The following is an 18,527-nucleotide window of genomic DNA, read 5'->3' as shown; positions in this document are numbered from 1 at the left end:
GTAGTCCCCTGTGCCGCTCGGCGCGGGGGCCGACGTGAGAGGACGGATCATTGACGAGGCATAGCCAGAGGCACAGCCGTCTGATGGCGCGGGACCGTAGACGGCGCTGGATCGCCACCGTGGCCGCCGTCCTGACCGTGCTGGCGGCACTGGCCACGAACCTGACGCTGACCACCACGGTGGCGCAGGCCGTGAACCCCGACGGCAGTTCGCCGTACGCCACGTACAACATGCACGGCTCCGACAACGGCCTGGCCTGGCGCTCGGAGATCCAGCGGCTGGCCGCGGACAACGCGGTGGTGGCGCTGCAGGAGGCCGGCGCCGGGCCGCCCATGCCGGAGAACCCGAACCGGACCAACTTCCGGCGTATCCGTCTCAATCCGCCCCGCCCCACCGGCTTACCCGGTTCCGTCACCCAGGTGATCTGGCCGGGTGGCCCGAACGGCAGCAACCGCTACGTGTATTTCCTGCAGACCGACCCGCGCAGGATCGGTGTGTCGAGCCAGGACATATGGGACGGCGGCCAGATGAACCTGGCGATGGTCACCGATTCCCAGGCCGATGAGGTCCGCGTACTCGAGAACCCGGCCTACGACCCCGACCCGAACGCCCCGGGCAACCGCTACCGGGCGCGCCCGCTGCTCGGTCTGCGGTTCGGGAACACCTGGTACTGGAACATCCACGGTCGCGGCGGGGACGTGCAAGGACTGCTCGATCAGGTCCGCAACTTCGCGGCCGGGGACGGCCGGAACTGGGTCGTACTCGGTGACTTCAACGTGAACATCTTCAACCGCTCCGACGGCGATGCCCGCAACTCGCTGCATCTGCGGGCCGACGAGACCCTGGTCCGCACCGGTCAGCCGACGTACATCAACGGCGACACCCCGAGCGAGCTGGACTACGCGATCGTCCGCGGCCTGCCGGGGTTCACCGCGACCCGCCCGCACGGCGCCGGATCGGACCACGTGCCGGTGTACTTCGCCCGGACACCGCAGCCGTCCCGGACACCGCAGCCGTCCCACGTCTTCCAGACTGTCATGGCCACGCCGAACGGCCGTCTGCTGCAGGAGAACCCGGACCGCTCCATGGCGGTCGGGGACGCCCGCTACGGCGGCAACCAGACCTTCCAGATGTTCACAACCGATGCGCTCACCCACTACCTCCGGAACGTCGACACGGGCAACTGCGTCGCGCTCGCGCCGGACGCCCGCCGGGACGTGTCCTCCCGGATCGTCGCCGGCGCCTGTGACGACCCGCGGGCGCAGTGGACGGTCAGCCACTTCGAGGGCGCCCCGGCAGCACCGAACGACGACAGCGGTGGACCGCAACGCTGGCAGAACGTGGCTGTCCCCGGGCTCTGCCTGACCCCGTCCGGCGATTCGGTGTCCGCGGCACCGTGCACGCAGGACGAGGCCAAGGGGTGGTGGGACAGCCCTTCGGAGCTCCCCAAGAACTGGCTGACGGCCGCAGGGAACGCACGACTCGAATCGTCGTGGCTCGGAGGCCGGCTGCGGCGGCTCGGCAAAGTCGCCGGGACCGAGGTCTACACCCAGCCCACACCGCCCAGGTCGTGGTGGATCTACTGGTGGCTCTACGAGAAGAAGGACTTCGGCTGGAACATCCAGCGGATCGGTAAGGACGACAACCTGGTCCGGATCCAGAGCATGGACGGCAGCGACTGGTGCCTGGGCAGCCGGGACGAACACGCCACCACGAAAACGGATGCCGTGCTCCAGGTGTGTGACGACAACCGCGGTGTCGAAGGCGCCGGCCAGCGCTGGCTGGCCGAGAGCTACCCGGACGGGACCATCCGGTTCCGCAACGAGGCGAACCACCTGTGCCTGCTGGCTCCCGACTGGGACCGTGGCAAAGTCCAGCTCTACGAGTGCCAGGACATCCCGGCCGAGCGCTGGAACGTGGTGAACCCCTGAAACCCGCCGGGCCGCCCGGACCACCGCACAGCCGGCCCGGGCGGCCCGGGCGGGGGCGCCGGCGATGCCGCTCCGGTGGAAGAGACGATTTCACGGAGCGACAATGAGGTGAAAACCGTTTCGGTCTCCCCCTCCGGGAGGACGCGTATGCGGGTGCCCTCGGCTCACGCTGCCCCGATTCTCTTGGTGGCGCTCTGCACGGCCTTGCTCCCCGGCTGCGGCAGCTCGCCGGACACGGGCGGAGAGCGCCGGAGCACCGCCCCGGCGTCGCCGGTCCGCGTGGTGGCGTCGACGAACGTGTACGGGGACATCGTCCGGCAGGTCGGGGGCGGCAAGGCCGCCGTGGATTCGATCATCAGCGATCCCGCTCAGGACCCGCACTCGTACGAGGCCAGTTCCCGCAACCAGCTGGCGCTGTCCGAGGCGCGGGTCGTCGTGGAGAACGGCGGCGGCTACGACGACTTCATCGGCAAGATGCTGCGTACCGCGGACAACGCGTCAGCCGATGTCGTCAACGTCGTCCAGGTCTCCGGGAAGACCGCCCCGGCGGGCGGGGAGCTCAATGAGCACGTCTGGTACGACCTCGCCACGGCCGGCCGGCTGGCCACCCGCCTCGCGGACGCGCTGACCAGGGCGGATCCGGCTGACGGCGCCTTCTTCCACCGCAACGCGGAGGCGTTCGCCGGCCGGCTGGCACCCCTGGCGGCCGAGGAGGCGCGGATCAAGGCGGACCATCCGGGAGCCGCCGTGGCCGTCACCGAACCGGTGCCGCTGTACCTGATCGAGGCGAGCGGGCTGCGCGACATGACGCCCGCCGACTTCAGCACGGCCGTCGAAGAGGGCACCGAGGTCCCGGCGAGCAGCATGCGCCGGATGCTCGACCTGTTCACCGGCAAGCGGGTGAAGGCCCTGGTCTACAACCAGCAGACGTCCGGACCCCAGACGGAGAAGGTCAAGAAGGCCGCAGCGGAGAACGGGATCCCGGTGGTGTCCGTGACCGAGACCCTGCCCCAGGGCCAGGACTACGTCAGCTGGATGAAGGCGAACATCGACGCGCTCAGGAAGGCGCTGGGCCCGTGAGAAGCCGCGCCGGGCCCACAAGGCCGCTCCTGCGCCACCCGCCCGTCGGGGAGGCGGCCCGCCCCGCCACGCCCGTGTTCAGCCTCCGGGGCGCGGCACTGGCCTACGGCGACCACGTGGTGTGGCGCGACCTGGACCTCGACCTGCGGAGCGGGGAGTTCCTCGCGGTGCTGGGCCCGAACGGTTCGGGCAAGACCAGCCTCCTCCGGGTCCTCCTGGGCCGGCAGCAGCTGACCGCGGGCTCCGCGACCGTGCTCGGGGGAAACCCCTGCCGGAGCGGCCGGCGCATCGGGTACGTACCGCAACACACCTCCCTGCCCGCCCACACCTCGCTGCGCGCACGCGACCTGGTGAGGCTCGGCCTGAACGGGCACCGCTGGGGCCCGCGGCCCGCCAACGCGGCGGCACGGCGCCGGGTGGACGAGCTGCTGGAGCTCGTCGGGGCCTCGCCGTACGCGGACGTGCCCGTCGCCCGCCTCTCCGGTGGAGAGCTGCAGTGCGTCCGCATCGCCCAGGCCCTCGCGGCCGACCCGCTGCTCCTGCTCTGCGACGAGCCGCTGCTCTCGCTGGACCTGAACCACCAGCGTTCGGTCACCGCCCTGGTGGACCGGCGCCGCCGCTCCGACGGAACCGCCGTCGTCTTCGTCACCCACGAGATCAACCCCGTACTGGGCATGGTGGACCGGGTGCTGTACCTGGCGCACGGCGGGTTCCGGACCGGCCCGCCGGACGAGGTGATGACCTCGGCCGCCCTCTCACGGCTGTACGGCACCCGCGTCGACGTGGTGCGGGTGCGGGACCGGATCGTCGTCGTGGGGGCCCCGGACGAAAGCACTGTCCACAACCACACCGCCGGTCACGTAAACGGTGCGAACGGCGGCGCAGCGTCATGAGCAGGTGCGCCGCCGGAGCCCTCGCCCTGGGGCGGGCGGCCGCCGACGGCGACCAGGACGGCGGGGTACTGCGGCAGATCTTCGACTTCGACCACTACGGGGAGCTGCTCGCGCTCGCGCAGAGCTCTCTGCTGGCCGGGGCTCTGCTCGGCCTGGTCGGTGGTCTGGCCGGAGTGTTCGTGATCATGCGTGATCTGCCGTTCGCCGTGCACGGCATCAGCGAATTGTCCTTCGCCGGGGCCTCGGTGGCACTGTTCCTGGGGCTGAACATCGTCGCCGGGTCGATCGCGGGCTCCCTGCTGGCGGCGGTGGCGATCGGCCTGCTGGGCGTCCGGGCCCGTGACCGCAATTCGGTGATCGGCATCATCATGCCGTTCGGCCTGGGACTGGGCGTGCTGTTCCTGTCCCTCTACAAGGGCCGCACGGCGAACAAGTTCGGCATCCTCACCGGCCAGATCATCGCCGTCGCCACCCCGCAGACGGCCTGGCTCGCCGGCACGTCCGCGGTGGTGCTCGCCGCTCTGGCGGTCATGTGGCGGCCGCTGACCTTCGCCAGCTCCGATCCGGAGGTGGCCGCGGCCCGCGGCGTGCCCGTGCGGGCCTTGTCCACGGCGTTCATGCTGGTCCTCGGCCTGGCGGTGGCGCTGTGCGTGCAGATCGTCGGAGCACTGCTCGTGCTCTCGCTCCTGGTCACCCCGGCGGCCGCCGCGGCGCGCGTCACGGCGTCCCCGGTGCTGCTCCCGCTGCTCAGCGTCGTCTTCGCGCTGGTGTCGATGGAGGGCGGGCTCCTGCTGGCCCTCGGCGGCACCGTGCCCGTCAGCCCTTACGTCACCACGATCTCCTTCGTGATCTACCTCGCCTGCCGTCTGCCGGGTCCGCGCCGGGGCCGCCGCGTCGCCGGCTCGCACGCGCACGCCGAGCAGGCGCACACTTGATGAGGGGACTCCGTCGGGCCGTCCGGCACGTACGGAAGGAGAGCCCTTCATGCACCCTGTCGCTCTCGCAGGCGCCGCAGCCGGCCGCCTCGCGCACTACGCCGTCTCCGGCGTGGTCGGCGGCCTGATCATCCAAGGCGCCGCCAAACGACTCCCGGAGGCCAAACCCGCAGCCAGGAAGGCGCTCGTAGGAAGCCTCGCCGGTGGGATCGTCGCCGGCCGGTGGCTCGCGTCCGCCGCCGAGGAGGCACGGCTGAAGGCCGGGGACATGCTCGCCGAAGCCCGTACCACTCTGGGCGAGGAGGCACCGCCGCCCTCCGCGGTCAGCACCGAGGACCACGACCACGGACACGAGCACTGATCATGCCCGGCGTGGTCGTACGCTCCGTGGCCGGCGGACGGGCCAGGCTGACCGTGCCCTGGTTGCGGACCCGTCCCGGCAGCGCCGGCCAGGTCGACGAACGGCTGACCGGCTTCCGGGGCTTCCGTGCGCTGCGCGTCTTCCCCCGCACCGGGAGCGTCATCGTCTGGGTCGCCCCGGACCACCTCGACGTCGACCGCCTCGTGGCCGCCCTCGAGGAGGCCCCGCCCCCCTCGGCACCGGTCAAGGCCACCCGCTCCCTGCCCGACTCCTCCACCGGTGAGGTCGCCCGGCTGGTCGTCGGCGGGGCGGTTCTCGCACTCATGGCGCTGCGCCGCCTCCTGCGCCGGCCCCGCCTGTCGGTCGGCTCCTCCGGATTCGCCGCCGTGGTCACCGTCTTCACCGGCTTCCCCTTCTTCCGGGGCGCCCTGCGCTCGCTGCGCGGCAGAACCTCGCCCGGCACGGACACCCTGGTCACGGCCGCGACGGTCATCTCTTTGGTGCTGCGCGAGAACGTGGTCGCCCTCACCGTGCTGTGGCTCCTCAACATCGGCGAGTTCCTCCAGACCCTCACCCTGCGCCGCACCCGGCGCGCCATCGAAGAGCTGCTGACCATCGGCGAGGAACGCGTGTGGCTCGTGCGGGACGGCGTCGAGGTCGAAGTGGCCCTCGAAGACGTCGATCCGGGGGACGACGTCGCCGTGTACGAGCACCACCGCATCCCCGTGGACGGACACGTCCTGTCGGGGGAGGCCCTGGTGGACCAGGCCGCCGTCACGGGCGAGGCCCTGCCTGTCTACGCCCGTACCGGCTCCCACGTGTACGCCGGCACCATCCTCACCTCCGGCTCGCTCGTCGTCCGCGCCGCCTCCGTGGGGCGGGACACCACCGTGGGCCGGATCATCAGCCGCGTCGAGGAAGCCCAGACGGACCGGGCCCCCATCCAGACCGTCGCCACCCGCTTCACGAGGCGTTTCGTCCCCGTCTCCTTCGCCCTCGCCGCCCTGACCTACGGCGTCACTCGCGACGCCCGGCGCGCGATGACGATGCTGCTCATCGCCTGCCCCTGCGCCGCGGGACTGGCCACGCCGACCGCCATCAGCGCCGCCATCGGCAACGGAGCGCGCCGGGGCACCCTCATCAAGGGCGGCACCCACCTGGAGGGCATCGGACGCGTCACCGTCGTCGTCTTCGACAAGACCGGCACCCTCACCTTCGGCAAGCCGCTGGTCACCAGCGTGGTGACCCTCAGCGAGAGGTTCAGCGCCGATGAGGTGCTGAGTCTGGCCGCCTCCGGGGAACTGCACGCCCTGCACCCCCTGGCCCAGGCCATCGTCGCCCGCACCGAGGAGGAACGCCTCCACATCCCCATCCACCAGGCGTGCGAGGTGGTCCTCGGCATGGGCATGCGTGCCGAACTCGACGGCACGCGCCTGCTGGTCGGCAGTCCCGCTCTGTTGCGGCGGCACGGCGTGGAGCTGACGGAGAACGCCCGCGGCTGGACCGAACGCCTGCGCGGCGGCGGTGAGACCGTCATCTGCCTGGCCCACGACGACGACCTGATCGGCCTGCTCGGGGTGTCCGACGCCGTGCGCGACGGCGCCGAAACCGTCATCGGCCAGCTGCGTGACCTCGGCGTCGGCCGTCTGATCCTGCTCACCGGCGACGCGCCGGAGACCGCGCAGGTCGTCGCCGACGCCCTCGGCATCACCGAAGTCCACGCCCACGCCCTGCCGGAGGGAAAGCTCCAGCTCATCCGGGACCTGCAGGCCGAGGGCCACACGGTGGCGATGGTCGGCGACGGTACCAACGACGCCCCCGCACTGGCTCTCGCCGACGTCGGCATCGCCATGGGCGAACACTCCTCCCACGTCGCACTGGAAACCGCCGACATCGCCCTCGCCGGCAACGACCTGCGCCAGGTCGCCGCCGTCGTCGAACTCAGCCGCCACACCCTGCGCCTCGTACGCCAGAACTACGGCCTGGCCATCGGCGTCAACCTCACCGGCCTGCTCGCCGGCGCGGGCGGCACCATCAACCCCGTCCTCGCCGCCCTGCTGCACAACACCAGCAGCATCGCCGTCGTCGCCAACTCCGCCCGCCTGGTCAACCACACCCCGCACCTGCCTCCCGCCCACGGTGAGCTGCGGGCCGCGCCGTTCGAAGAGCGCCGCGTCAGGTGAGCTGTGCCGCGGATGTCGTGGCGCAGTTCTTGAGGGCTTCCCAGATGCCTTCGCCCAAGGACTCGAAGAGCTTCTCCGGGTTGTTCCGGAGCCAGGAGACGATGTCGTCCCACTTGCCGATCGTGAACTGCTGGTCGAAGTGGAACTGGACCAGATGTGCGCCGAGCAGGTAGGCGTCGCAGTTCGCCGTCAGGTGCAGATTGACACCGCTTGCGTCGACGGTGAGGTCGAAGCCGCCCTCCGCGCGGATGCCGACCAGGTTCCCCGCGGGGACCGGAATGCCGCCGAGTGACACGTTCCGGGGGATCTCGACATCGAAGTCCAGCTTGACGTGGGCCGAGGCCTTCAATCCGGTGCTGTTGAGGGTGCAGCTCATGTCGCCGTGGAGGATGTCCAGCAGATCCGCGGCGACCGTGAAGGCGAAGCCGTCGTTGCCGAGCTGTGCCTCGATCGAGGCCTTCAGACCGAGGAGGTCGAGCTTGCCGGAGAGGTAGAAGATCTTCTTAGGGAGTTTGCCGGTGCGGATGCCCCGGGTGTCGAGGAGGTACTGCGGGCCCTTGGTACCACTCGCATCCGAAAGGGTGAAGACGTCGGCCAGCTTCAGGGGCTGGGCGATGGTGCTGTACGCGTAGAGGCCTTCGTCGCTGACCTCGACCTCGAAGCGCCAGTTGTTGCCGAAGAAGTCGATGTCGCCCTTGGCGTAGAAGCCCTGTTTCCACACCTCGTGGGTCACCGGGTCGGTCCAGCCACCGGGAGCGGTGACCACGCAGATCGCCAGCTTGTGCAGCACGATCTGTTTGAGGAAGGCCAGCCAGTCCGGCGGGGTGGTGAGGACGGTGAGCATGTCCCAGATCGAGATGCCGGTGTCCTGGTGAGCGGTCCCCAGGTCGAAGCGGAAGACGGTGACGAACGGTTCCGGGGTGAACCCGCCCTCGATGTCGAGGTCCAGGGTGGCCTCGCCGATGATCACTGAGCCACCCGCGCCCAGGGTGAACCCGGTGCCCGTTCCGTAGCCGATCTGCATGTAGAAGTAGTGGACGTCGAAGCCCTGGACGCCGAAGGCGTTCTTCCAGGCGGGGCGCTCATCGGACGGCGGCGGCGCGGTGAGCCCGGCGAGGCGGCTCGCCGTCTCGCGCACCGTGCTGTACGCGGTCCCGCTCGCGACGTGCGGCGTCGCGTCGTGGACGATGCAGCCGTCGGTCCCGGGGACGGGGTCCGCCGTGAGCAACGTGTGCCCTGGTGACCGGAGGTCGTAGGCCAGCTGGTGCGGCTCGGGCCGTCCGGCGGCCTCGGCCGCCCCGGAGCCGGCGGGCTTGAGGACCAGGAAGAGGTGGAACTCGGTGCCCTCGAGAGTCCCTCCGGCTACGAACTGCAGCAGGGCCGGGGGAGCGGACCCGACGGCCGGGACCTTGAAGTTCCACGACGTCTGGAGCGACACCTTCCGATTCACCGGCTGGAACGCGAGGGTGAGGCCGCCGAAGCCGTCCCGGGTCTTCTGTTCCGCGATGGACGCGGTGAACTCGGACTCCTCGACCGGTGTGGTGAGCCGGGCCGTCAGGTGGATGCCACCGGCGTCCTGGAACAACACCCCCAAGGGCGCCAGCGGTCCCGTCAGCCCCAGCTCGGTGAAGAACGTCAGGCCCTTGCCCAGGGTGGCGGGCAGGGTGTCCGGCGGCTCGGCCCCGGCCTTGACGGGCACACCGTCGGCGGAGCTGACGGCGAGCCCGGACTTGGTGAAGGTCATGCCGTCGAGAAAGCCGAGCACCGGGGCCCAGCCCGACACCTTGCCCGGCGACCAGACCCAGTCCTGCTGCCAGAATGCGGCGGCGAACAGCGTGCCGCCCTCCGCCTTCTTGGCAGCCTTGCCGAAGAACGTCAGCTGCGCCGCGTCGAACGTCGCCGTGGTGCTGACCGTCAGCTCGTAGCTCTTCCCCGCGGCCGCCTGCCCCGCCAGGGCGTCCCCCAGGCGTACGGTCACGGCGGGGTGGAGGAGGGAGACCTGCGGCAGGCCGGCGGGCAGCGGCACGTCGGCCCGGCAGGCGAGAGACTTCAGGAGAGCCGTCAGGTCGAGATCGGGGAAGGTCCCGTCGAGCTCGAAGGCACCGGGGATCGTCCACTCGGCGGAGAACTTCACGACGGAGCCGTCGCCGTTGCCACCCGCAGCCGGGCCGAGCTCGGCCTTGGCCGACAGGGTGCCGGTGGTCCGCGAGCCGGTGATCCGCGAACCGGCGTTTCCGGAGCCGGCTGCGCCGTCCGGCTGCTGCACCACGCCACCGCCGGCGCCCTCATTGCCCTCGTTGCCCTCGCGCGCCAGAGCCAGCCCGGCCTCGGTGAGGGCGATGCGGGCTGCGCCGACGTCGATATGCCACTGGGAGGACACGGACGCCTCGACCTCGTACGCGCCCTTCTTGGGCGTGGCAGTGCCGGAGAACTTCTTCAGCGTCAGCTCGGGCACGCCTGTGAGGTCGGCGTGCGGCAGGAAGTGCTGGAGGACGTCCCGCAGCCCGGCGGGTGTGCTTTCGTCGAGGGCGAGCCGGAACGTGCCGGGCGGTATCTCGGCGGTGGCGTGGAGGCTGACGTCGCCCGCGACGGTGAAGTCGCCGTGTCCGGTGACCTTCGCCGCCCGGGACGACCGGAGCGGGTTCGTGACGGTCAGGGTGGCGCCGACGCCGGTCAGGGCGAGGTCGTCGCCCATGATCGGCCAGTTGGTGCCGGGCAGGGTCTCGACGGTGGCGGTGACCTGGGTCAGCGCTGCTGCCAGCCCGCCGTCGCCGAACGCTGTGGGGTCGATGGTGGCGGTGATCCCGGTGAGGCGGACGGACTCGCCGAGAGTGAAGCCCTGCTGGTCGACGAGCTGGTGGACCGCTGTTCCGGTGCCGTTCCAGGTGGCCAGGTCGCCGGAGGAGAGCTTCTCCGGCAGCCGGTCGGCGCTGAGCGCGAGCGTACCGCCACCCCCGGAAGGCAGCGGAGCACTGATCGTCGTCCCGGCCGCCGCCCCCAGGATCAGATCCGCGGCCAGCCGCAGACCGTACGTCGCCGGGGAGCCGTTCGCCCCAGCCTCGTCGTCGCGCGATCCGGCCCACAGGTAGAAGGAGGCGGAGAACGCCCCGTCCGGCTGCGGCGTCGAGCGCAGCGCGATGTCGGTGCGGACCTCCCCGCCCCTGCCCTTGGCGGAACGGCGTACGACCGGCCCGGTGAGCGTCAGTGACCCGGGCCGGGGGCGGATGAGCGCGGCGAGGGCGCCGAGCTGCTCCGGGTCGGTCACCCGGGAGGCGTGGAAGGTGAGGCCGGGGTCCAGCGCGGGGTACCCCTCGCGGGCGGGCCGGCCCGCCGAGGTGAGCAGCAGCGCGGGCGGTGCCGGGAAGGCGAGGGCGGCCAGTTCGCTGCCGTCGGTGGCGGGGAAGGAGGTGGCGAAGGTCCAGTCCGTGGGGAGGACGAGCGGGACGTAGAGCGTGGGGTCGTGGTCGAGGGGGTCGAGGCCGAAGTCGATCCCGTGGACCGGCAGATCGGTGAGGCCGAGGCCGGGGACGGTGAGCGTGCCGTGCACGATCACACCGTCGTCGTGGTCCTCACGCTGCAGGTCCGTGACGGTGAGCGTGCCGTCGAGCCACGTGCCGACGAGTGCGGCGGCGGGCCCGGTGCCGAGGTCGGCGGCGGAGAGGGTGAGGGTGCTGCCCTGTGTGTGCCGGGTGATCAGGGCACGGAGTTCTTCGATCGTCATGGAGTTCAGCCCTTGAGCTTGGCGTGGATGACCGCACGGGCGTTGTCGGTGAGCTCCTTGGCGATGTCGGCACGGTGGGTGTCCGCCGCGCCCTGCACCCCCGCGATGATCTTCTGTTTGACCTCGTCCTTGTTCAGTACCTGCTGGATGATCTTTGCCAGGGGACTGGGTTCCTTGAGGTGGATCGTGACCTGCAGGTCCTTTGTGGCGATGGCGAGGGTGAGCGCGTCCAGGCCGATGGTGAGCTCGTCGGCGTCGCGACCGGTGAAGGACAGGGCGGCCGTCGCCGAGGGCTGGTCGATGGTGACGGTGATGTCGCCCTCGATCGTGGAGTCGTCGCGCACCGCGGCGTGTTCCGCAGCCGCAGCCGCAGCCGCGGCGTCGGGGAAGGAGACGACACCCGTACCCGTGATGGTGAGCGGGGGCGGGGGAACCTTCGCGGCGCCGGGGAGCCGGCCGAACCTGAGGGCCGCCCCGATGCCCCCGTCGGTGAGGGCGGCGTCCTTGACGGGGATGAGGACGTTGGAGATGCCCTTGATCGTGCCGCCCTTGAAACCGAGGGAGGCCGTCGCGACGCCGATCTTGTACGAGCCGAGGTCGATGTCCCCGACGTCGTACGGCTCCAGCGTGGGACTGGTCGCGCCGAGGACGACGGCCGGGGGGTAGAAGCCGGAGCCGGTGTCGTTCACGGAGGCCCGCAGGCGGTCGAAGAGGTAGACCTCCAGCGGCCCGTACTTCGCCGGGAAGCCGCTGTCGTCCGAGGGCAGGCCGCCCGCAGGCACCGCGCCGAGCACGCCGTCCAGCGCCTTGGCCAGCTGGGCGGTGACCGTGGAGGAGAACTGGTCGCGGAAGGAGCGGTCGGTGAGGGTGCCGGCGAGCTTCGCGGTGAGGGCCTGGCCGGCGTCGGGGCTGTTGAAGGCGTCGACCGCCGCCTGCTTCCAGATGTCGAGGGTGTCGGGATCGACCGTGCTGCCCTCGATGGCCAAGTCATCGAGGCGGAACGCCGGTTGCGACGCGACGGTGATCGACTCCACGGTCAGCTGCGGGGCGCGGCCCGCACCGGTGCCCGTGGCCTCGGCGCGCAGCACCACGTCGAAGGCGAGGTCCTGGACCGTCACGGTGAACGGGCCGTGGCCCTCGATCTCCTGACGCGGCCACTCCACCCCCTCAAGTCCCTTGACCACGACCTTCGTAGGCGGCTTCAGGTCCCCGCCCTTGGGCTTGTCGATCACCACGACGTGCTGGACCAGGCTGTACGTGCCCTTGATGGTGATCTGCTTCTGCCAGCCGTGCGTGTCGTACGCCGCGGTGGTGACGCGGACCGTGCCCCGGTAGCCGTTCTCGGTGGGGGTGAGGTGTTGCAGCTCCCCGACCGAGGCGTTCGGCAACCCCTCTACGGTGAGGCCGGTCAGAGACAGCGACGGGTAGGGGTGGTCGGCATCGCGCTGGCTTGTGAAGGGGTCGAGGTCGTCCGGGAGATCGGGAACGCCGCGGTCTTTCGCGTCGTCGAAGGCGCCGCCCAGGAACACCCACCACGCACCGCTGATGGCGTCGCCGATGGTCTTCCCCTCTGTGCCTTCCAGCTGCCCGATGTCCCACTCGTCGACGCTCAGGGGATTCAGCGTGCGGCCGTCGAGCGTGCGGACGTCCTTGAGGACGGTGGGCAACCAGTAGGGGCTGTCGGGGTCGTTGACGCGCTTGTACATGGTGGCGTAGATGAAGTCGATCAGCTCGGTGGCCACAGAGCTCTCCTCCGGGTTCTCGGTGTCGTCGGTCGGTCGGGGACGGGCTGCCGTGCTGCTCAGACCCCGCGGTCCACGACGTGCAAGGCCAGGTCCTCCAGGGCGTAGCGGTACCGTCCGGCAGGGAAGGGGCGCAGCAGCTCGACGGCCTCCAGAGCCTGGGCACGGGCGTCGGCGTACGCGCGGGAGAAGCCGGTACCGCTGCGGACCTCGGCGAGCGTGCGCTCCAGTGCGCCGGGCTCGGTGGCCTCGCCGCGCATGATGCGGCTGACCGCGTGGTCCGGGCCCCACTCCTGCATGGCGTAGATCAGGGGCAGGGAGGCGCGGCGGCGCAGCAGGTCCATGCCGCGCGGCTTGCCGGAGCCGGCCTCGTCCTGGGCGAGGTCGAACAGGTCGTCCATGACCTGCAGGGCACGGCCGAGCCGGCGGCCGTAGAAACCGGCCCGGCGGGCGTCGCCGCCGCGCCCGCCGGCCAGCGTCACCCCGGCCTCCGCCGCGAGCCCGAACAGGGCGGCGGTCTTGCGGTCGGCGGTGCGCCAGTAGGTCCCGGCCAGCAGCTCCGGGTCCTGGGAGAGATCCGTGCCCAGTTCGTCGAGCTCCCCGCAGCCGACCTGGAACGCGGTGTCGAGGACGATCTCGATCAGGCCCATGTCGCTGTCCCGGTCGATCGTCCCCACGAAGCCGCGAATGGCCTGGACGAACTGCAGGTCGCCGACGAGCACCGCGGCCTCGGTACCGCGCGCGGCGTTGACCGAGGGCAGTCCGCGGCGCAGGGCGGCGCCGTCCACGATGTCGTCGTGGATGAGCGTCGCCACGTGCAGCATCTCCAGGGAGACGGCGCCTTGGAGCACCTTGTCGGGAAGCGGCCCGGGGCCGTGCACCATGCGGGCGGTCAGCAGCAGGACGGCCGGGCGCAGCCGCTTGCCGTGCCGGTACAGAGCCCGCTCGCCGTCGGTGAGGTACTCCTGCTGCGGGGCCAGGGCCTGTTCGAGGAACTCCTCGAAGCGCGGCAGGTCGTCGGCGAGCAGGTTCGTCCACACCCCGCCGAGGACGTCCTCGGCGGGAGCGGTCGTATCGAGGATGAGCACGGGTCAGGACCGCCCGTCCTGCGGGTGGGCGTATCCGGCGATGCCGGTGAAGGCGGCGTGGCGGACGGTCTCGGCAATGGCGTCCTGCAGCAGCGTGTGCACGAACCGCATGGCCGCGAGGCGTTCGCGGGCCACGTCGGCGGCCGACCCCCGCCACTCCTCGTCGTCGATGCCCAGGGCGAGGTCCGGCAGCTCCACCGTCACGTCCGCCGGTGCACCGCCGGGCGCGAGACGGGTGGTGATGCGGACGTCCTCGAGCCGCGCCGTGCAGTCGCCGGTGTGCAGGGTGTCGGTGGCCGGCGGCCCCTGCTGCGCCAAGTCGTGGTAGGCGGCGGAGCCGAACTTCCGGATGATGGCGCGGTCCTCGTCGGACAGTGTGATCCAGTCCTCCGGTTCTTCCGGCTGATCCTCCTGTTCCGCCTGGGGGGCTTGCACCTCCCCGTCGGTGAACGTGGCGAGTCCGTTGTAGCGGGCCATCTCCGCGTCCGAGACCGCCGGCAGTTCCCCGGAGTGCTGGTCGATGGTGGTGTAGACATCGTCCTGGGTCATCGGGATGGTCCGCGAGTCGTCGTTGCCCGTGTCCAGCTGGACCGACTTGGAGAAGCCCTCGGCGGCCTTGGCCGCAGCGATGAGGCGGTCCGCCGTTTTCTGATCCCCCTTCCTCCGGTACCGGGCGGCTTCGGTGGCGAGCGCGGTCTGCACTACGAGCCGTCGCTGCCAGGCATGCCCGTTGTACGTGCCACCCTCCTTCGGGTCCTGCCAGTCGTTGACCGGCTGCTGCTGCTGCTGCTGCTGCTGCTGCTGCTCGCCGGCGGACGGTGGGGCGCCGGCGGCCTCGTCCGGGTCCGTCGTGTCATAGGTGTGCTGCGACATGCGCTGCGTGATGCCGTTCTCGGCCCATAGATCCCGCAGGTTGCGGGACGCCGTGGAACTGCCGTTGAAGATGTCGTAGTAGCTCTCGTTGTGCGTGCCGTACTGGCGGAGCATCTCGCGGCCGTTCTCGGTCTTCATCAGCTTGGTGCGGTGGGCGTCGGCGCGGCGGGTCCACTTGCCGACGGTCTCGTCGTCCGGGTGGCTGACGGGGACGGCACGCGCCCCGGCGGGCAGGGTGGGCTGCCGCGCCTCGGCCGAGAGCGGGCGCAGGTTCCCGGCGGTGTCGATCGCCCGGATCTCGTCGGGCCGGGCGTCGAGGGCGTAGCGCCCGGTGAGGACGAGGGCGGGGATGCGGTGGGTGATGCGGCGGGTGCCGCCGCGGGTCTCCTCGGCGAGGGCCTGCGGCTGTCCCTCGGCGCGTAACCGGAGCGCACCGAGGCGGAAGCTCAGCGAGCCGGTGGGGTAGCCGAGGGCGCCGGGCATCTCCACGCTGCGGGCGAGGGGGTAGCCGGGTGTGTCGGCGAGGTGCAGGGTCTCGGCCTCGCGGCCGGGCCGGGCGTCGCCGGGCTGTGGGGACTGGGGCGTGCTCAAGGGGTCTCCTGAGGTGGTCGGTCCGGCCGAGGGCATGCGGGGACGGGGACGGGGACGGTTGACGCGGGACGGTTCAGGAGACGACGAACGTGCCGCTGACCATGAGCATCCCGTCGTGGGAGCCCAGTTCCGGCGACGTCAGCTTCACGGACACGGTCTGGTCCTTGATGGTGATGTCGGTGCCCAACGGCTTGTTGAGCGGGATGTCGACGCTCTTCTTGCCCTCCAGCGCCTTCTTCAGGACGCCCGGGGCCAGGAGGGCCAGGGCATTGGCGGGGACGGCGACCAGCTTGGCGGCATCGGACAGGGGTACCAGCGAGACCGAGTTGAGGACGATCTGCTCCAGCGTCGCGGACAGGGCCGTGTCCGTCAGGCCGGTGGCCTTGAAGGTGACGCCGGGTTCCTGGGGGTCGAGGACGACCTCGAAGTCGAGCAGCGGATCCACGGGTGCGGACCTCCTGGAGTGAGGGAGTGACGGGGGAGAGGGGCTCAGGACTCCTGGGAGGCCTTGAACAGGGCGCAGCCCTTGCCCGGGGCGATGGGGAACAGATCCACGCCGACGGACCAGGGGATGTCGAAGTCGGCCGAGACGGTGGTCGGGTCGTTCTCGTCGACCTTCACGTTGTCGGCCTTCCGGAACTTCGCTTTCCACCAGACTGAGGCGACCCCGGTCACGGTCTTGTCGTCGTCGGCCAGCTGTGTGTCCCGCCACTGGTCGAGGGCTCCCTGCAGCAGGCGGGCCAGCAGGCTCCGGCCGACGAGGAGGAAGACCTGCTTGTCCGACGGCCAGTCGGTGGCCGCGCCGGTGGCCGCGCCGGCGGGAGCGGCGGTGCCGGTAGGTGCCTGGCCGGCTTCTGCAGTCGCTGTGAGGACCAGGTGCGTCCCGGTGACGTCCAGGAGGACGGGGGTGAGGGTGATGTGCTGGCCGAAAAGGTCCTGCACGGGCAGCTTCAGGCCGCTCACCAGGTGCTTCGCCTGGTCGAGGATGTTCGGCACGATCACCTTCTCGACCATGATCCTCGTGTACGGGTCCGGGATCTCGGACAGCCACACACCCAGCGGTACGACGGTGATGCCGCCGCCGTCGACCTTGGCCTGGACGGCGACTTTGACCTCGCTGAAGCCCTGGGGGAGGGCATCGCCGGCGATGGTGCCGTCCACCTGCAGCTGCGGGGCGTGGATCTGGAGGACTCCCGAGTCGGGCAGGTCCGTGACACCCTGCGCCTTGATCATCTTGCTCCAGATCTCGGCAGCCGGTTTCTCCAGGACGAGCTCGGGCGGCTGCAGGAAGTCCCAGGCGAAGGTGTAGGCGATGTCGTCGATGGTCTGGGGGCCGTAGCTGCCCTGGAAAACGGCACGGTGCCCGCTGTGCAGGGACGTGAGTCCCGAGTTGAGTGCGTCGGCGTGGATTCCGAGTGCGAGGTCATATGGCGTTTCGGTCACGGCAGCCGATCTAAGGGGCTGTGCGGAGGGAGAAACAATCGGTTCCCGGCCATTGTCGGGGGCCGGTTTCCGATGCGGGTGAACAAGCCGTTCCAGCGTTTCTGTTCGTTCTGAATTCAATGAAATAATGCGCAGCGAAAACCCGAACAGGTGGTGCTGCGGCAGGAATTGCCGAACATGCCGAAATTCACCCGCTGCCGGGCCCGTAGGCCGGAGGAGGTCCAGGGGGCCCGGCACCTGGTCTGTGAATTCGCCTACCGCTTGGTGACGGTCACGTCGCCCTGGAGCGCGAGCGCGTCACCGAAGCGTGCCAGGGTCAGGTCCGTCGGCGTCACGTCGAGGTGGACGGGGTCCACGTCGACGGGGATGGCCGGGAAGTCGCCCACGGGGAACTTGACGCCCCGCAGCGCGCTCCTCACGATGCCGCCGAACGTCGAGGACAGGGCGTCGACGACCCACGAGACGATCAGGCTGACGATGTCGCCGCGCGTGGGCACGAGCTTGAGGTCGAAGGAACTCACGTCCACGGCCGTGGCCTTGAGCGTCGTACCCGACATGGCCAGGGAGAGCGTGACGGTCGGATCGGGCTCCAGGGAGAGGTCGAAGAACGCGTCGGTCGACCCGCCCCAGATCCAGTTGATGCCGGCGCTGCCGCTGCCGGAGACGGCCGTGCGGACGCGCACGGTCGGCACGTCGTCCCACACGACCTCGCACCGGACGTTGTGCATGGAGACGTCGGCCTTGTAGTACGCGCTGCTGCCCGCGAAGTCCTTGCTGTCACCGGCGTGGAAGGGCTTCCCTTCCAGGTACGCGGTCGCCACCTGCGCGATGCGCTCGACCGCGTCCCGCCCGAGGAGGGCGAAGAAGGGCTTCTGCGGCCAGCTGTCGGGGAACGGGGGCTGCGGCGTGCCGTGTTCCGCCAGGTTCAGGGCGGCGACGGCTCGCTGTGGCTGGATGACCGGGACCGGCGTCGACAGCGACAGGCCCGGGATCTGCGGAGCGGGCAGCGTGATGCCCGACAGGACCTTCCGGGACTGGTCCAGGACGTTGGGGAGCACCACCTTGTCCAGGAAGATCTTGTCGACTTTGCTCGGTGCGTCGGCTGTGGCCCTGAGGGGATTGAGGCTGAACAGGCCGGTGCCGGACGTCGTGGCCTGGACGTCGACGGTGACCGCGACGTCCTCCTCGGCGAGGTTCCCGTCCCCGGAGTCGATCTTGATGTGCACCTGGTTCAGGCGCACCCGGAAGGTGCTCCCGTCCAGCGAGTCACGCAGGGCGGCGACGTGCTCGGTCAGTTCGGACCCGGTGGCCTGACCGACGGCCCGCTCCGCGGTGAGGTGCGCCCGTAAGGTCTCTTCGGCGAACGACGGCGGGGTCAGGTCGAAGACCGGGGCCTCCTTGACGTCCCAGGAGACCGTGAAGCTGACGCCCTCCAGGTCGAAGGGCTGCGAGCCGGTGAAGTACTGCGGATAGAGCTGTCCGTAGACCTCCTTGGATGTCGCGTTCACGACGCCGACATCGGCCCCCACCATGAGGTCGCAATTCATGCGTACTCCTTTTGCAGTTCTTTACCGGCGGTCGGGTCGGCCCATGGAAAAGAGCCCGGAGCGGCTTCGGCATGGCGATTCCGGGCATGACGACGTGGCATGGGCGACGGAAGCGATGATGGTGCGACTGCCGCGGCCC

At 70.5% G+C, this 18,527-nt stretch carries 13 protein-coding genes; 6 read left to right on the top strand and 7 right to left on the bottom strand.

The features are described from left to right. The first annotated feature begins 83 nt into the window (after window positions 1–83). The 6 genes from FGW37_RS01550 to FGW37_RS01525 all read left to right on the top strand — a co-directional run bounded on the left by FGW37_RS01550 (window position 84) and on the right by FGW37_RS01525 (window position 7,383). Window positions 84–1,931 carry a ricin-type beta-trefoil lectin domain protein gene (locus FGW37_RS01550; protein WP_179079379.1) on the top strand — a complete coding sequence of 616 codons (1,848 nt, stop codon included), beginning with the start codon at window positions 84–86 and terminating at the stop codon, window positions 1,929–1,931. A gap of 147 nt (window positions 1,932–2,078) precedes the next feature. Beyond that, window positions 2,079–3,011, top strand: coding sequence for a metal ABC transporter solute-binding protein, Zn/Mn family (locus FGW37_RS01545; RefSeq protein ID WP_179079378.1), 933 nt, complete (start codon window positions 2,079–2,081; stop codon window positions 3,009–3,011). A 74-nt stretch (window positions 3,012–3,085) separates the two neighbouring features. Then, a complete protein-coding gene (locus FGW37_RS01540) occupies window positions 3,086–3,904 on the top strand; it encodes a metal ABC transporter ATP-binding protein (protein WP_179084443.1) in 819 nt (272 codons plus the stop codon). Then, window positions 3,901–4,839 (top strand): metal ABC transporter permease, encoded by a 939-nt coding sequence (locus FGW37_RS01535; protein WP_179079377.1) that lies wholly within the window; start codon window positions 3,901–3,903, stop codon window positions 4,837–4,839. The genes FGW37_RS01540 and FGW37_RS01535 overlap by 4 nt, the downstream gene beginning before the upstream one ends. Before the next feature lie 49 nt (window positions 4,840–4,888). After that, a complete protein-coding gene (locus tag FGW37_RS01530) occupies window positions 4,889–5,200 on the top strand; it encodes a DUF1490 family protein (protein WP_179079376.1) in 312 nt (103 codons plus the stop codon). A gap of 2 nt (window positions 5,201–5,202) precedes the next feature. Further along, window positions 5,203–7,383, top strand: a complete 2,181-nt coding sequence (locus tag FGW37_RS01525) for a heavy metal translocating P-type ATPase (protein ID WP_179079375.1) — start codon at window positions 5,203–5,205, stop codon at window positions 7,381–7,383. Here the strand turns inward: FGW37_RS01525 and FGW37_RS01520 are convergent. The 7 genes from FGW37_RS01520 to FGW37_RS01490 form a co-directional block, all read right to left on the bottom strand. Further along, the gene (locus tag FGW37_RS01520; RefSeq protein ID WP_179079374.1) at window positions 7,376–11,104 is read right to left on the bottom strand and encodes a hypothetical protein; all 3,729 of its coding nucleotides are present in this window, start codon (window positions 11,102–11,104) and stop codon (window positions 7,376–7,378) included. The two genes, FGW37_RS01525 and FGW37_RS01520, sit on opposite strands and share 8 nt — an antisense overlap. A gap of 5 nt (window positions 11,105–11,109) precedes the next feature. Beyond that, window positions 11,110–12,846, bottom strand: a complete 1,737-nt coding sequence (locus tag FGW37_RS01515) for a hypothetical protein (RefSeq protein ID WP_246430205.1) — start codon at window positions 12,844–12,846, stop codon at window positions 11,110–11,112. A gap of 59 nt (window positions 12,847–12,905) precedes the next feature. Continuing rightward, on the bottom strand, window positions 12,906–13,934 hold the full coding sequence (locus FGW37_RS01510) for a polyprenyl synthetase family protein (protein ID WP_179079373.1): 1,029 nt from the start codon (window positions 13,932–13,934) through the stop codon (window positions 12,906–12,908). Window positions 13,935–13,937: 3 nt separating this feature from the next. Beyond that, window positions 13,938–15,398 carry a hypothetical protein gene (locus FGW37_RS01505; protein WP_179079372.1) on the bottom strand — a complete coding sequence of 487 codons (1,461 nt, stop codon included), beginning with the start codon at window positions 15,396–15,398 and terminating at the stop codon, window positions 13,938–13,940. 73 nt (window positions 15,399–15,471) lie between these two features. Beyond that, on the bottom strand, window positions 15,472–15,843 hold the full coding sequence (locus tag FGW37_RS01500; RefSeq protein WP_179079371.1) for a hypothetical protein: 372 nt from the start codon (window positions 15,841–15,843) through the stop codon (window positions 15,472–15,474). Between the two features lie 44 nt (window positions 15,844–15,887). Further along, window positions 15,888–16,841: a hypothetical protein gene (locus tag FGW37_RS33075; protein WP_246430204.1), complete on the bottom strand. Its 954-nt coding sequence runs from the start codon at window positions 16,839–16,841 to the stop codon at window positions 15,888–15,890. A gap of 254 nt (window positions 16,842–17,095) precedes the next feature. After that, window positions 17,096–18,388, bottom strand: coding sequence for a hypothetical protein (locus FGW37_RS01490; RefSeq protein ID WP_179079370.1), 1,293 nt, complete (start codon window positions 18,386–18,388; stop codon window positions 17,096–17,098). Between the last annotated feature and the right edge of the window lie 139 nt (window positions 18,389–18,527).

It is taken from the genome of Streptomyces rectiverticillatus, assembly GCF_013394065.1.
Lineage (GTDB): Bacteria > Actinomycetota > Actinomycetes > Streptomycetales > Streptomycetaceae > Streptomyces > Streptomyces rectiverticillatus.
The sequence above is the reverse complement of the archived record's forward strand: the minus strand, read 5'-3'. Positions and strand labels throughout refer to the sequence as shown.

What these genes read in the sequence shown, in the direction of transcription:
- FGW37_RS01550 (WP_179079379.1), top strand. Translation starts at nt 84, where the DNA reads ATGGCGCGGGACCGTAGACGGCGCTGGATCGCCACCGTGGCCGCCGTC.
- FGW37_RS01545 (WP_179079378.1), top strand. Translation starts at nt 2,079, where the DNA reads ATGCGGGTGCCCTCGGCTCACGCTGCCCCGATTCTCTTGGTGGCGCTC.
- FGW37_RS01535 (WP_179079377.1), top strand. Translation starts at nt 3,901, where the DNA reads ATGAGCAGGTGCGCCGCCGGAGCCCTCGCCCTGGGGCGGGCGGCCGCC.
- FGW37_RS01530 (WP_179079376.1), top strand. Translation starts at nt 4,889, where the DNA reads ATGCACCCTGTCGCTCTCGCAGGCGCCGCAGCCGGCCGCCTCGCGCAC.
- FGW37_RS01525 (WP_179079375.1), top strand. Translation starts at nt 5,203, where the DNA reads ATGCCCGGCGTGGTCGTACGCTCCGTGGCCGGCGGACGGGCCAGGCTG.
- FGW37_RS01520 (WP_179079374.1), bottom strand. Translation starts at nt 11,104, where the DNA reads ATGACGATCGAAGAACTCCGTGCCCTGATCACCCGGCACACACAGGGC.
- FGW37_RS01490 (WP_179079370.1), bottom strand. Translation starts at nt 18,388, where the DNA reads ATGAATTGCGACCTCATGGTGGGGGCCGATGTCGGCGTCGTGAACGCG.